Here is a 13,103-nt window from a genome sequence, read left to right as displayed (position 1 = left end):
TTCGCTTGTCTGCTTCAGTAGGGCGCAAACTGCCTAACGCGGCGTTAACGCGAACAGGGGTGACGAGGCTTGCGCGAACCTCTTCGCCCCGCTAGGCAAAGGGCGCACAGTCACGAAGGAGAGCCAGATGATCGGACGCCTGAACCATGTCGCCATTGCCGTGCCCGACCTAGAGGCCGCTTCGGCGCAATATCGCGACACGCTCGGCGCCACTGTCGGCGCGCCGCAGGACGAACCCGATCATGGCGTCACGGTCGTATTCATCGAGCTGCCCAACACCAAGATCGAACTGCTCTACCCGCTGGGCGAAGACAGCCCGATCAACGGGTTCCTCGAGAAGAACCCTTCGGGCGGCATCCATCACATGTGCTTCGAAGTCGATGACATCCTCGTCGCACGCGACAAACTCAAGGCCGAGGGCGCGCGCGTTCTGGGTGCCGGCGAACCGAAGATCGGCGCGCATGGCAAGCCCGTGCTGTTCCTGCATCCGAAGGACTTCAATGGCTGCCTGATCGAGCTGGAGCAGGTCTGATGAGCCTCACCGGCGGGATCATCCTCTTCGCGGTCATCTGGTTTCTCGTCTTCTTCATGGTCCTGCCGATCAAGCTGAAGACGCAAGGGGACGTGGACCAGATCGTGCCGGGCACCCATGCAGGCGCGCCGCACGAGGCGCATCTGGGCGCGAAGGTGAAGATCACGACGGCGGTGACGGTCGTGCTCTGGGCGATCATCGCCACGGTCCTCCTGTCGGGGATGATCACGCTGGAAGATATCGACTTCTTCGGCCGCCTGCGCCGCTGAGCGCTCGGAACAGAGACCGGCGCTGACGGGTTGGGGGGCTGGAAGAGAGGCCCCATGATCCCGCAATGGTTCACCCTGTTTAGCTGGCTTGCGCTCGCGACGGGCGTGCTGTCTTTTCTCTATCTGCTGCGCGAGATGCGCCGCGATCCGCCCCATATGGCGATCATGGCCTGGGTCTGGCCGATCTGCGGGCTGTTCGCCGGGCCGTTGGCGGTCTGGTTTCACCGGCGCTGGTCGGGCCACCGGAACGCGCCTTTTCCGGTTTCGGTCGCGAAGGGCACGCTGCATTGCGGCGCGGGGTGCACCCTGGGCGACATCGCCGCCGAGAGCCTTGCGCTGGTGATCCCGTCCATCTTGATCCCCTTCGGCTGGCCGGGGTTCTGGAGCGAGAGGATCTTCGCGCTCTGGGGGATCGACTATGTTTTCGCCCTCGCGATCGGGATCGTGTTTCAGTATTTCGCGATCGCGCCGATGCGTGGGCTGGGGCCGGTGGAGGGGCTTAAAGAAGCGGCCAAGGCGGATGTCGCCTCGCTCACCTTCTGGCAAATCGGGATGTATGGGATGATGGCGATCTTCCATTTCGCCGTCTTCAAGGGGCTTTGGGGCGCCGATGTCACGGCAGCCGATCCCGAGTTCTGGTTCGCGATGCAGATCGCGATGCTGGCGGGATTCGTGACCGCCTATCCGGTCAACTGGCTGCTGATCCGCGAGGGCATCAAGGAAGAAATGTGAGGCGCGCGGCGCGGGATTACCCGCGCCGGCCCATGATCGCGTGGAACAGGTGGGTGAAGCCCGCAGCGCCCAGAACCGGCACGAAGAGGTTCAGGAGCGGGATCGAGAGCGGCACCGCCATCAGCGCGCCGGCTGCCCAGACAGTCGCCTTGTTGCGCTCATAAAGCGCGAGCGCCTCGTCACGTTCCATCCGGCGCAGCGCAGCCATCTGGAAATATTCGCGCCCCAGAAGGTAACCGTTGAGCCCGAAGAACAGGAACGGCGCGAGCGGGATCACGAAGGGATAGATCGCCAGTGCGATCAGGTTCGCCACGATGATCACCCCGAAGAAGCGCAGCGTGTCCGAGAGGCTTTCGGAGAGGGTCAGTTTGCGCACCGGGGGCAGGGCGGGGTAATGCGCATCCTCGACCATCTCGGCCACATCCTCGAGGAAGAAACCGGTAAAGGCCGAGGCCACGGGCACCATCAGGAACATGCTCGCGATCAGCATCACGCCCGCCGAGACGATCGAGAGCGCGGTGTCGATATGGCCGATCTCTCCGATGAAGGGCAGCGAGAAGCTGTCGGGCACGAGCCAGCCGATCAGCCAGACCATTGCGACATAGATCGCGATCAGCAGGCCCAGCGACAGTGCAACGCCGATACCCACAACTTTCATCGCGCCGGGGCGCAACAGATCGCCCCAGGCTTTCACGTAACTTGCGAAGATCATTCGGTCATCCAGCTGGTGATCGCATCGAGATCGGGGCGGGGGCGGTCGACCGGGGTGACGGCCTCGGTGCCGAGATGGATGAAGCCCGCGACGCTCTCGCCCGGCTGCAACCCGAGCAGATCTCGCCCGAAGGCCGCGTCATGCGCAGCCCAACCGGTGAGCCAGTTCGCGCCCCAGCCCGCCGCCAGCGCGGCATTGAGAAGGGAGAGGCACACCGCGCCCGCGGAATAGACCTGCTCGATATGGGGCACCTTGTCGCTTTCCTTGGGCGAGAGGATCACCGCCACGCAAAGCTGGCTGTCGAGAAACTGCTTGCCCGCCTTCGCGACCTTGTCCGCCGGCAGGCCCTGAGCTTCGGCGCGGGCTTCGGCTTCGGCACCGAGGCGCAGCGCGGCGTCGCGGGTGATCACCAGAAACCGCCACGGCTCGAGCTTGCCATGATCGGGGCTGCGTGCGCCTGCCGTCAGGATTTCACGCAGCGCCTCGCTGTCCGGCGCGGGCGCCACGAGAGTCTTGGCCGGGCGCGAACGACGGGTGAGCAGAAACTCCACTGCCGCCTCGTTGCGTCGGGCCGGGTTCACGGGGGTCATTTCGGTCATCAGCGTCTCCGTTTCCTGCGCCAGATATCGGGCGAGCGCGGGCGGATTACAACCACATGATCCCGCAACGCCAGCGCGGGCGTCTTGTGCGCAAGATTGCAGCGCCTATGCTGCGCGTCGATGACAGATCTGAGCCACCTCGCCGTGTCCGGCACCGAAATTGCGCTGCGCGTGACGCCCAAGGCCTCGCGCAACGAGATTCGCATGGTCGAGGAGAGGTTGCGCGCCTATGTGACGGTGGTGCCCGAGGGCGGCAAGGCAAATGCGGCCGTGCAGAAATTGCTCGCGAAGGCGCTGGGGGTCGCGAAGACGCGGCTCACGCTGATCCGGGGCGAGACCGCCCGCGACAAGGTCTTCCGTCTCGACTGATCCTCAGCCGTCCTCGGTCGGGGCTTCGCTCTTCTTGAGGCGATAGACCCCCTCGGGCAGGTTGAGCGCCGCGGCCAGTTCGCGCAGCTGCGCATGGCTGAAGGTGATCGTTTGCACCTGATCGGTCTGCTCGTCGAGCTGTTCGACCACCACGCAATCCTCGAAAGAGGAAATCGTGATGTCTTCCTGAAGATAGTCGCGCGGATCGGCCCCCTCGTCGACGAGGGTGATCACGGTCGCGTCGAATTCGTGTTCGATGGTAAACATGAAATGATGCTAGCGCGGCGCTGGCGGCTGCGGAAGCGAAATCGCGCGCGTCGTGTAACAGTTGATCACCGTTGCGCTAGTCGAACGGGCGGGGGCGGGCTAAGCTGACGCAAGAGCGACGAAATTTCACGCTGTTTATGAACCGTTTGTCCGAGTCGATGCCGATCACACGCCCGCTTCGCCTGATCCTTCTGCCTTTTCTGGTCGCACTTGCAGGCTGCGTGGCGACGCCGGTCGCGCAGGTTCCGAACGCGCCACCCCCTTCGCCAGAGATCACCGCACGCGCCGAACAAGCGGTGGATCGACTCGTGGCGGTGGCACAGCGCATGGAGCCGCAGATCGAGGCGGAGTGTCGCGCGCGCACGACCGGGCGCAATTGCGATTATCTCCTCGTGGTCGATGACCGGCTCGACGAGCCACCCAATGCGTTCCAGACCACCGACCGCGCCGGTCGTCCGGTCATCGGGGTCACGCTCGCGCTGGTGGGCGAGGTGCGCAATGCCGATGAGCTGGCCTTCGTGATCGGCCACGAGGCCGCCCATCACATCGCCGACCATATCGCATCGCGCCAGCGCGACGCGGTGATCGGCGCGGTGTTCCTGGGGCGTGCGGCGCAGGCGCAGGGCGCGGATGCGCACACGATCCAGCAGGCGCGGCAACTGGGCGCGGAACTCGGGTCGCGGATCTATTCGAAGGATTACGAGCTCGAGGCGGATCGGCTCGGCACGATCATCACCTGGGATGCGGGCTATGATCCGCTCAAGGGCGCGGCCTTCTTCATGCGCCTGCCCGATCCCGGCGACCGGGTCCTGGGCACGCACCCGCCCAATGCCTTGCGCATCGACGTGGTTCGCGACACCGTGGCCGAACTGCGCCGGGGCGCAGGGGCAGGGAACCTTGCACGCCCTTGAGCGATTGAGGCTGAAACACAAGGGCGCCACGATGCGCCTGACACGGGGGACGGATGGCGATCTTTTCGCAACTGCGCTGGCGGTTGAAGAATGTCTTGCGCGAGATCTGGGTGCGGGTGAGCGCCTTCGGCCTGCTCGGCATCGTGACCGCGCTTGGCGCAGCGGGGTTTGGCTATATCGTGCCGCCCGAACTTGGCATGAAGATGGGGGCGGGCTCGGTCGAGCCGATCCTCCAGATCATCGCCACCGCGATGCTCACCGTCACGACCTTCTCGCTCCAGATTATGGTGACCGCCTTCGGTTCGGCCCAGACCGGCGCCACGCCGCGCGCGATCAAGCTGCTACAGACCGACCGCATCACCCAGAACGTGCTGGCGAGCTTCATCGGCGCCTTTGTCTTCTCGCTGGTGGGCATCATCGCGCTCGAGACCCAGATCTACGACGACTCCGGACGTTTCATCCTGCTGGTGGTGACGCTTTTCGTAGTCGCGATCGTGGTGTTGTCGCTGTTGCGATGGGTGCAGCATCTAAGTGAGTTCGGCCGCTTGGGCGACGTGATCTCGCGGGTGGAGAAGGCTGCGCGTGCGGCGCTTGTTACCCGCTGTGCCGAGCCCTGGCTGCGTGCGCAATTTTGGAAAGACCCGCCAACAGGTGTCTTCGGGGTGGCGTCGGACCGGACCGGCCATGTCCAGCATGTCGATATCGGTGCGCTCGAGAAGATCGCACGTGCTAATGAGTGCCGCATCTGGCTATGCGCGCCGCCCGGCGAGTTCGTTCATCGCGCCGTCGATCTGGTTCTGTGCGACGCGCTTCCCGTCGATGCCGAGGGGCGCGAGGCAATCGAAGAGGCCGTCCGCGACGCCTTCACCATCGACCACGCCCGCGATTTCGATCAGGACCCGCAATTCGGCCTGATCGCTCTGGCCGAGATCGCCTCGCGCGCGCTTTCTCCCGGGATCAACGACCCGGGCACAGGCATCGACATTCTCGGGCGGTTGATCCGCGTGCTGGCCGACTGGCACCCGCCGGGCACCCCGCATCGCGAGTTCGAGCGCGTTCTCGTGCGTCCCATCGCGCCGGGCCAACTGATCGAGGATGCCTTCTCGGCGATCGGTCGCGACGGGGCGGGGATGTTCGAGGTCGCGTTGCGGCTTCAGGAGGTGCTCTCGGCACTGGCGAAGATCCAGCCCGAGCATTTCGGGGAACCGGCGGCAATTCAGGCTTTGCGCGCGGCCGAGCTCTCGCAATCGGCGCTCGTCGTCGAGGCGGAGCGCACGCGCATCACTGCGCTTGCGCAGGAAACCGCCGCGCGATTCGGCGGGCCGGGAGAGACAACCGGAGCTTGATCTGAATCATGGCTGGCTCGCTGACGCCACGGCACAGTGGCCGTATCACACAGGGAGACCGGCCATGTGCGCAGCGAAGAATCTCAACCGTCACGCCGCCATGATGAACCGCATGGCGCAGCTCATGGGGGCCGATCTGAGCGCCGAGATGGCACAGGGCCGATTGAGCGCAGAGGGCTGGAAGGATGCCTTGGTCCGCTGCACCGAATGTCGCGACCCCGAAGCCTGCGTAGTCTGGCTTTCGGAGAACGATCCCGAGCAAACGCCTTTACACGCGCCACCCTCCTACTGTGAAAACCGCCTGATGATGTCCCGGTTGCGCGATGCAGCCCGGGCCCGGACCGAAGGAGTGGAATGATGGGTATGCAAAACAGTATCGACCTGAATTTCTGGCTGACCCGCGGCATGGCGCGGCGGATCGGAGTGAATATCTCCGAGGCAATGCATGACGGTTTTCTGACCCAGGCCGATTTCGCGCAGATGATCACGACATGCCGGACCTGCGGGCGTACCGAGCTGTGCTTGGCGATCCTCGCCGAGAAGGGCGCGGACCCCGAACCGATCCCCGAGGATTGCCCCAATTCCGCGATCCTCAACTCTCTGCGCGCGCTGCACTGAGCGCCGCGCAATCGGTGACGAGGCGATCCGGTCGCCTCTCACTTTTCGTTCGTGTGCTTTCTTCGCTTTTTTAACGACCGGTGCGGCCTGATCGGCTATGCTGATCGCTGCAAGCAGGGCCTTGTCGGATTGGGCACGCTCCGAGCCGTCGGCCGTTGGCAAGTGGTACTGCGCTGTGGCTGAAGATCCCCGAAATTATCCGAAAAAAAATCCCGCCGCGGCTTAGCTTCCCTAGAAAAGATGCAGCCCATAATTTTCATTCGTAGGCACGTTGACGGGTTGGTGACCCTGTGAGCCCCTTCGCCCCAATGTGCGGGGCGGAAAAACATACCAAACACAACGAAGCCGATACTCTCGTGAAGGCTTGAATTACCCGATGATGGCCCGAGCGCGAAGGCCATCCCTTTCCGACCGTCCCGAGGCGCTAAGGCAAGGCAACGTCCCGACCGGCAAGGGCGGGATTTTGGGGCTGACCAATGGCGCTGAAAGAAGACACCCGGGATTGTTCTCGATGATGAGCAGATTGTCGGCATTGCCGATCTCACGGTGCCCACGGACAAGGCGGATTACTCCCCCGGCTCCAGCGCGATCATCACCACCGAGGGCGTCGAGGTCGGGGGGCGGCGTGACTTTCGAGGTCGATCACGTTACCGATCCGGTCCCCTATGGCGTCTACGGGACCGCCGACGACATCACAGTCGATCTGGCGCGTGGCGGCCATGGCAGCGGGATGGTGATCGATAGAGACGAGGCCGATCTCAACGGTGAGGCCAAAGGCAACGTCGTTACCGAATGGCATGTGAACCCGGATGCCTCCCTGAATAAGACCTTCCTTTTGAACGCCGCCAGAGGAGGTGGTTCCACCAATGCGAGCCTTGCCGATGGGTTGGCTACACTCTCGGCCGGTGGAGGAACGGCCGCAGCGCAATTCCGACGCCGGGTGATGAGCCTGAGGTGAAGGTTGTAGGCCGCGATAGCGATGTCTCGTGCGTTTATGCGGCCAGGCCCTCAGCCTCTGATGGCGTCGGTAGCCAGATCTACATCCTCGACGGGGATTACTCCGGAAATGCGTGGCAATCCTTGACGGAAATTTGTCCCGGAACGTGATGAGCCATGGGCGCGGCTACGTTCCAGCAGCAAGCTTGCGGTGGTCTAAGGTATCAAGCCCCGAGGAGCCGCGAAGCGAGCCTGAACGCTATCTCGATGCGCGTGCCCGCAGGCAAGACGCTCGCTTTCATCTCAGGGATGCCTGCCGATGTGATGCTTCAGACCGGGGGGCGCTCACTCTTCTACTAAATTCTGCGTCCGTTCGCCGACAGCTTGCGTGGCAGCTTCCGGGAAAGCTGATCGCGCTCTTTCGCCCCGACCTTCAGATCCCCTGCGCCACGCGGGCTTTTCGGGTCGAGCTGAGCTTCATGCCCGGCGCGGTCAGCCGCTCTTCCGGGCCAACCCATGCATAGGCGAGCAGACAGGGGTCGATATCGGCTGTTGTGATGCGATGCTCATGATCGGGACGGTTAAGGATCAGCGATCCCGGCGCATGCACGGCCGTGTCCTTTTCCGACCACGGGCCGGACACGGAAATATAGCTTTCCTCGATCTCACTATGGCTGTGCTGCGGATAGGTCGTCTTCGGCGCAAAAAGCACGAAGCCGAGGATCAGCCGCTCCGAGCGAACCGGGCCGCGGGGGCCAAGCACCTCGCAATAGGCATATTTGCGCGCGAGCGCCTTTGGGGCTTTCTCGTAGCCATATTCCCAGGTCAGCGCCGGGGCCACGCGGCCCAGAGCGCGTGCGAGCCCGGCAACCGCGCCTCTCTCGCCCAAGTCGAGCGCGCGCGGCAGATGTGCGGTGACGGGCTTTGCCTCGGGGCGGCGCGGGGTGATCTCGGGATTGGCGTCGATGAGTTGCGAAAGCGTGTCGCGGACCCGTTTGCGATGCGAGCGGATCAGCCGACTGCCACCCGCAGAGCCGTGGCGGTAAAGCGTGTCGAACTCGCGCAGCAAATAAAGCCAGTCCGGCAGGTCGCACAGGTGCGGCGGGCTCTCGGGGGTGGTCTCGGACAGGGGCAGGGTCATCGACAAGATCCAAAGGGCGGGCGCAGGTTGACGGCGGGGTTGCGGGGCGTCTTTCAGGTTAGTGTGCCAGCGCGCGTCGCCAGATCAAGGGAGCGTCGCGTCAGCGCATGAAATCGACACGATGGAAAAAGGGGACCCGAAAGGGAAAGAGACCGGGTCTTGCCGCGTGATCCGGTATTCCGCAAATCGAATGCGGGCCGTGGCGATTTTCCGTAGCGATTTGATTTCGCGATGGTTTCAGGGGGAGACGATGGCAGCCCGTAGGGGAATCGAACCCCTCTTTCCAGGTTGAAAACCTGGCGTCCTAACCGATAGACGAACGGGCCACGCGTCGCTCTTGCAGGATGGGAAGTGGCAGTCCGTAGGGGAATCGAACCCCTCTTTCCAGGTTGAAAACCTGGCGTCCTAACCGATAGACGAACGGACCACGCGAAGCCTTCCGGCAGTACCTGCGTGAGGTGGAGCGGTGTTTAGGCCAGAGAACCGTGACTCGCAAGAGGGTTTTTGCGGATTTGCGGAAAGTTTTTCTTCTCCCGTGACGCCTGCCCGGAAAGCGTTGAAAAACATTGGTTTCGGTGCGGATGCCGAAGCTTCGTCTCAGGCGCGCGCGGCATCCTCGAGACGCAGCTGAACCTTGTTGCGCCCGCCCCAGGAGTTGATCTCGAGCCGCCCCGCGAGGTGGAAGCGCCCGGCCCCGGGCTGGCTCAGCACCGGGCCGAGCGGGCCATCGAACGCGCCAAAGCAAACCGCCTCGATCCGCGCGCCCATCCCGTCGCCAAAATGGAAGCGCAAGTGGCTTTCTCCGATGCGGCGCACGCCGGTGATCTCCATGCCCGCAAAGGCAAAACGTGGGGCAGGGGCGCCCTGTCCGAAGGGGCCGGCGCGCTCGAGGTCTTCGATCAGCTGCGCGCTCGCGGCGCCGGGCATCAGGAGCCCGTCGAGGCGCAGATCACGCGGGCCGATTTCACCCGCGCCCTGTTTGGCCAGCAACTCCGAGAGCCGCGCCATCGCGGCCTCGAGCTTGTCTTCCTCGACGGTCAGCCCCGCCGCCATCTTGTGCCCGCCGCCTTTCAAGAGCAGCCCTTCCGCCGCGACGCGCTGGATCGCCGCGCCGATATCGACGCCCGCGACCGAGCGGGCCGAGCCCTTGCCGATCCCGTCCTCCAGGCCGATCACGACCGAGGGGCGGTTCGTCGCCTCTTTCAGCCTTGCGGCCACGATCCCCACGACGCCCGGATGCCAACCGGGACCGGCGGCCCAGACGAGCGGAGCGTCGGCGCCACGCTCTTCGGCCTGGCTGAGCGCCGCCTCGCGCACGGCGTTTTCGACATCGCGACGCTCGGTGTTGAGTGCATCGAGGCGTTCCGCGATGGATTGCGCCTCATGCGGATCGTCGGTCGCCAGCAATCGCGCGCCCAGATCCGCCGCGCCGATCCGCCCGCCCGCGTTGATCCGGGGGCCCAGCACGAAGCCCAGATGATAGGCGGCAGGCGCCCGGTCGAGCCGCGCCACATCCGACAGCGCCACAAGACCGGGCCTTTCGCGCAACGCCATGATCTTGAGCCCTTGTCGCACGAGCGCGCGGTTGCAGCCTGTGAGTGGTGCCACATCGGCCACGGTCGCCAGTGCCACGAGATCCAAGAGCGCCATCAAGGGCGGGCCCTGCACACCTTCTTCGCGCAGCTGCCGGTTCGCCTCGACCAGCATCAGGAAGACAACCGACGCCGCACAAAGATGCCCCAGTTCGCCGGTTTCGTCCTGACGGTTGGGGTTCACCACGGCCAGCGCCGGGGGCAGGGTCTCGCCGCCAAGGTGGTGGTCGAGAATGACGACGTCGGCGGGTTTGGCGGCGGCGACGGGCTCGTGGCTCAGCGTACCGCAATCGACGCAGACGATCAGCGGATGCTCGGCGCCAAGGGCCTCCATCGCCGGGACGTTCGGCCCATAGCCCTCGTCGATCCGGTCGGGGATATAAAGCGTGGCCTCACGTCCCATAGCGCGCAGCCAATGGATCAGGAGTGCCGCCGACGAGCCGCCATCCACGTCGTAATCGGCAAAAACGGCGATCTTCTCGCCCGATTTCACCGCCTTGAGGAAACGGGTCGCCGCCGCCTCCATGTCGCGCAAGCTCCGCGGGTCGGGCAGCAGCTCGCGCAGGGTCGGCTCGAGGAACCCCTCGGCCTCTTCCGGGGCTACGCCGCGCGCCACGAGGATGCGCGCCAGCGGCAGGGGCAGGCGCGTCTGTTGCGCCATTGCCTCGGCCAGCCGGTCGGCCTCGGGCGAGGGCCCCACCCAGCGCCGGCCGGTCAGTGATTGGTCGACGGAAAGAAAACTGCTCATGAGCCGGGTTTAGCCAAATCCGATCCGGCCTTCCAGCGCCTAGTCGGGGCGATTTTCCAGCAGTGCCTGACGCGAGTCCGAGGCAAACTCGCGCCGCCAGAGCATGCCGGTGGTGAAGACCACGGCCCCGATCAGCGCGTAAGGCCCCAACAGCCAGGCCAGCGTCGCCAGCGCGAAATAGACCGAGCGCAGCCCGCGATTGAAACTTTTCGCGGCGTTGATGTTGATCTGCGCCGCCTGTGCCGCGCGCGGATAGGCGAGCGGATCCTGAGGATCGTTGGGCACCGCCGCCATCGCGATCGCGGCATAGGAAAAGAGCCGGTGCGACCAGACGAATTTCAAGAACGCGTTCGCCCCGAAGAGAACGGCGGTCAGGATGCGCGCTTCCCAGAGCAGATCCGGCCCGCGATCGAGGGCGAAATCGCTCGCGATATTCGCCAGGGGCTGCGGATTGGCGATCAGCGCAAGCCCCGCGCCGATGGCCAGAAGCGAGGTCGAGGCGAAGAAGGTCGTCGATTGCCGAAGCCCGTCCACCATCGCCGAATCGAAGATGCGCGGCTGGCGCGTCACCAGCTGTCGCATCCACTCGCGCCGGTAACCCGCCATCAACTTGCCCATGGATGGGCGCGACGGGCTCGAATGCTCGGTCATCCAGCCGATCACCATCCAGGAGACCACCAGAAGCGCCAATGCGGCAAGGTCGAGCGGCCCAAGTGGGCCGATTTGCAAGGACTCGGTCATGCTGATCAGTTAGCGTGATGCAGCTTGTCTTGTCACCGGGGCTTATTGGTTATATTTTCTGACCAACCGGGAGGAGTTGCTCATGGAAATGCCGAAGCCGAATGACGATCTGCTGGCGCGCAAGCCGCAGATTATCGCCCGTCTGCGCGAAGTGCTGCCCGCCGATGCGGTGATCGATGACCCGAACGAGACGCGGGCCTACGAATGCGATGCGCTCTCGGCCTACCGCTGCCAGCCTCTGGGCGTGGTGCTGCCGCGCTCGACGGCCGAAGTCGCGGCGGCCCTGAAAGCCTGTCACGAGATGGGCGTTCCTGTAGTGCCGCGCGGCGCGGGCACATCGCTTGCAGGGGGTTCGATGCCGCAGGCGGATTCGGTGGTGCTGGGGCTCGCGCGGATGAATTCCGTGCTCGAGACCGATTACGCGAACCGCTTCATCCGGGTCGAGGCGGGGCGCACGAACCTCTCCGTCACCGGCGCAGTGGAGAGCGACGGCTGGTTCTACGCGCCCGACCCCTCGTCGCAGCTGGCCTGCGCGATCTCGGGCAATATCGCGATGAATTCGGGAGGCGCGCATTGCCTGAAATACGGGGTGACGACGAATAACCTCCTTGGCGTGACGCTGGTCACGATGGAGGGCGAGGTGGTCGAGATCGGCGGGCCCTATCTGGATGCGGGCGGGCTCGATCTGCTGGGGCTCATCTGCGGCTCGGAGGGGCAGCTGGGCGTCGTGACCGAGGCCACGCTGAAGATCCTGCCCAAGCCCGAAGGCGCGCGCCCGGTGCTGATCGGGTTCAATTCGAACGAGGTCGCGGGCGCCTGCGTCGCCGATATCATCAAGGCGGGCATTCTGCCGGTCGCGATCGAGTTCATGGATCGCCCCTGCATCGTCGCGACCGAGGCCTTCTGCCATGCGGGCTACCCCGATTGCGAGGCGCTGCTGATCGTCGAATGCGAGGGCTCCGCGGCGGAGATCGACGAGCAGATCGGCATGATCCGCCAGATCGCGGGCCGTCACGATCCGGTCGAGTTCCGCGAAGCGCAATCGGCTGACGAGGCCGCGCGGATCTGGCTCGGCCGCAAATCCGCCTTCGGCGCGATGGGGCAGATCAACGATTACATGTGCCTCGACGGCACGATCCCGGTTTCGGAACTGCCTTTCGTGCTGCGCCGCATTGGCGAGCTGTCGAAGGAATACGGGCTCGATGTGGCGAACGTCTTCCATGCGGGTGACGGCAATATGCACCCGCTGATCCTCTATAACGCCAACAAGCCGGGCGATCAGGAGCTGTGCGAGAAGCTGGGTGCCGAGATCCTCAAGCTCTGCGTCGAGGCGGGCGGCTGCCTGACCGGCGAACATGGCGTGGGCATCGAGAAGCGCGACCTGATGGATGTGCAGTTCGCGCCCGCCGATCTGGAGGCGCAGATGCGGGTAAAGGATGTGTTCGATCCGAAATGGCTTTTGAACCCCGCGAAGGTGTTTCCGCTGGGCGCGAGTGCGAGCCGCCGTGTGAGCTGACGGGGCGCGGGTTGAGGGCGGGGAGGGGCGCTGCCCCGTTCGCTGTCGCGAGCCCCCGGGATATTTTTGCCAAG

The 13,103-nt window shown here is 64.7% G+C and carries 16 protein-coding genes and 2 tRNA genes; 10 read left to right on the top strand and 8 right to left on the bottom strand.

Going from position 1 to position 13,103, the window contains the following annotated elements:
- Positions 1-127 precede the first annotated feature (127 nt).
- The 3 genes from mce to BMG00_RS11420 are packed head-to-tail and all read left to right on the top strand — an operon-like array spanning position 128 to position 1,533.
- Complete coding sequence (mce, locus tag BMG00_RS11430) at positions 128-532, top strand: methylmalonyl-CoA epimerase (protein WP_078529899.1); 405 nt, start codon at positions 128-130, stop codon at positions 530-532.
- Positions 532-801 carry a DUF1467 family protein gene (locus BMG00_RS11425; RefSeq protein WP_078529898.1) on the top strand — a complete coding sequence of 90 codons (270 nt, stop codon included), beginning with the start codon at positions 532-534 and terminating at the stop codon, positions 799-801. Before mce ends, BMG00_RS11425 begins: the two co-directional genes overlap by 1 nt.
- A gap of 54 nt (positions 802-855) precedes the next feature.
- Positions 856-1,533, top strand: a complete 678-nt coding sequence (locus BMG00_RS11420) for a DUF4396 domain-containing protein (protein WP_078574427.1) — start codon at positions 856-858, stop codon at positions 1,531-1,533.
- A gap of 16 nt (positions 1,534-1,549) precedes the next feature.
- Here the strand turns inward: BMG00_RS11420 and BMG00_RS11415 are convergent, their stop codons facing one another.
- Positions 1,550-2,245, bottom strand: a complete 696-nt coding sequence (locus BMG00_RS11415) for an EI24 domain-containing protein (RefSeq protein ID WP_078529896.1) — start codon at positions 2,243-2,245, stop codon at positions 1,550-1,552.
- On the bottom strand, positions 2,242-2,844 hold the full coding sequence (locus BMG00_RS11410) for a nitroreductase family protein (protein WP_245795020.1): 603 nt from the start codon (positions 2,842-2,844) through the stop codon (positions 2,242-2,244). Before BMG00_RS11410 ends, BMG00_RS11415 begins: the two co-directional genes overlap by 4 nt.
- 120 nt (positions 2,845-2,964) lie before the next feature.
- On the opposite strand from BMG00_RS11410, the gene BMG00_RS11405 reads away from it, so the two are divergent.
- A complete protein-coding gene (locus tag BMG00_RS11405) occupies positions 2,965-3,213 on the top strand; it encodes a DUF167 domain-containing protein (protein WP_078529895.1) in 249 nt (82 codons plus the stop codon).
- Positions 3,214-3,216: 3 nt separating this feature from the next.
- Here BMG00_RS11405 and BMG00_RS11400 read toward each other — a convergent pair whose 3' ends face one another.
- Positions 3,217-3,480: a hypothetical protein gene (locus tag BMG00_RS11400; protein ID WP_078529894.1), complete on the bottom strand. Its 264-nt coding sequence runs from the start codon at positions 3,478-3,480 to the stop codon at positions 3,217-3,219.
- 137 nt (positions 3,481-3,617) lie between these two features.
- Between BMG00_RS11400 and BMG00_RS11395 the strand changes: the two genes are divergently transcribed.
- The 5 genes from BMG00_RS11395 to BMG00_RS11375 all read left to right on the top strand — a co-directional run bounded on the left by BMG00_RS11395 (position 3,618) and on the right by BMG00_RS11375 (position 7,313).
- A complete protein-coding gene (locus BMG00_RS11395) occupies positions 3,618-4,391 on the top strand; it encodes a M48 family metallopeptidase (RefSeq protein WP_245795019.1) in 774 nt (257 codons plus the stop codon).
- Positions 4,392-4,444: 53 nt separating this feature from the next.
- Positions 4,445-5,737, top strand: a complete 1,293-nt coding sequence (locus BMG00_RS11390) for a DUF2254 domain-containing protein (protein WP_078529893.1) — start codon at positions 4,445-4,447, stop codon at positions 5,735-5,737.
- A 64-nt stretch (positions 5,738-5,801) separates the two neighbouring features.
- Complete coding sequence (locus BMG00_RS11385; RefSeq protein WP_078529892.1) at positions 5,802-6,095, top strand: DUF6455 family protein; 294 nt, start codon at positions 5,802-5,804, stop codon at positions 6,093-6,095.
- Positions 6,095-6,355 (top strand): DUF6455 family protein, encoded by a 261-nt coding sequence (locus BMG00_RS11380; protein ID WP_078529891.1) that lies wholly within the window; start codon positions 6,095-6,097, stop codon positions 6,353-6,355. The genes BMG00_RS11385 and BMG00_RS11380 overlap by 1 nt, the downstream gene beginning before the upstream one ends.
- Positions 6,356-6,980: 625 nt before the next feature.
- Positions 6,981-7,313: a hypothetical protein gene (locus BMG00_RS11375; RefSeq protein WP_078574426.1), complete on the top strand. Its 333-nt coding sequence runs from the start codon at positions 6,981-6,983 to the stop codon at positions 7,311-7,313.
- 411 nt (positions 7,314-7,724) lie between these two features.
- Here BMG00_RS11375 and BMG00_RS11370 read toward each other — a convergent pair whose 3' ends face one another.
- The 5 genes from BMG00_RS11370 to BMG00_RS11350 all read right to left on the bottom strand — a co-directional run bounded on the left by BMG00_RS11370 (position 7,725) and on the right by BMG00_RS11350 (position 11,513).
- Entirely contained in the window at positions 7,725-8,432 is a 708-nt protein-coding gene (locus BMG00_RS11370; RefSeq protein ID WP_078574805.1) for a dimethylsulfonioproprionate lyase family protein, read from the bottom strand.
- A gap of 251 nt (positions 8,433-8,683) precedes the next feature.
- Positions 8,684-8,758: transfer RNA gene (locus BMG00_RS11365), tRNA-Glu, on the bottom strand.
- 26 nt (positions 8,759-8,784) lie between these two features.
- A tRNA-Glu gene (locus BMG00_RS11360) sits at positions 8,785-8,859 on the bottom strand.
- 170 nt (positions 8,860-9,029) lie between these two features.
- Complete coding sequence (gene recJ / locus BMG00_RS11355; protein ID WP_078529889.1) at positions 9,030-10,772, bottom strand: single-stranded-DNA-specific exonuclease RecJ; 1,743 nt, start codon at positions 10,770-10,772, stop codon at positions 9,030-9,032.
- Positions 10,773-10,811: 39 nt separating this feature from the next.
- Positions 10,812-11,513 (bottom strand): DUF599 domain-containing protein, encoded by a 702-nt coding sequence (locus BMG00_RS11350; RefSeq protein ID WP_078529888.1) that lies wholly within the window; start codon positions 11,511-11,513, stop codon positions 10,812-10,814.
- Positions 11,514-11,595: 82 nt separating this feature from the next.
- Here BMG00_RS11350 and BMG00_RS11345 point away from each other — a divergent pair, with 82 nt between their 5' ends.
- Complete coding sequence (locus BMG00_RS11345) at positions 11,596-13,029, top strand: FAD-linked oxidase C-terminal domain-containing protein (RefSeq protein ID WP_078574425.1); 1,434 nt, start codon at positions 11,596-11,598, stop codon at positions 13,027-13,029.
- The last annotated feature ends 74 nt before the right edge of the window (positions 13,030-13,103 follow it).

Source organism: Thioclava marina, assembly GCF_002020135.1.
GTDB classification, from domain to species: domain Bacteria; phylum Pseudomonadota; class Alphaproteobacteria; order Rhodobacterales; family Rhodobacteraceae; genus Thioclava; species Thioclava marina.
The sequence above is the reverse complement of the archived record's forward strand: the minus strand, read 5'-3'. Positions and strand labels throughout refer to the sequence as shown.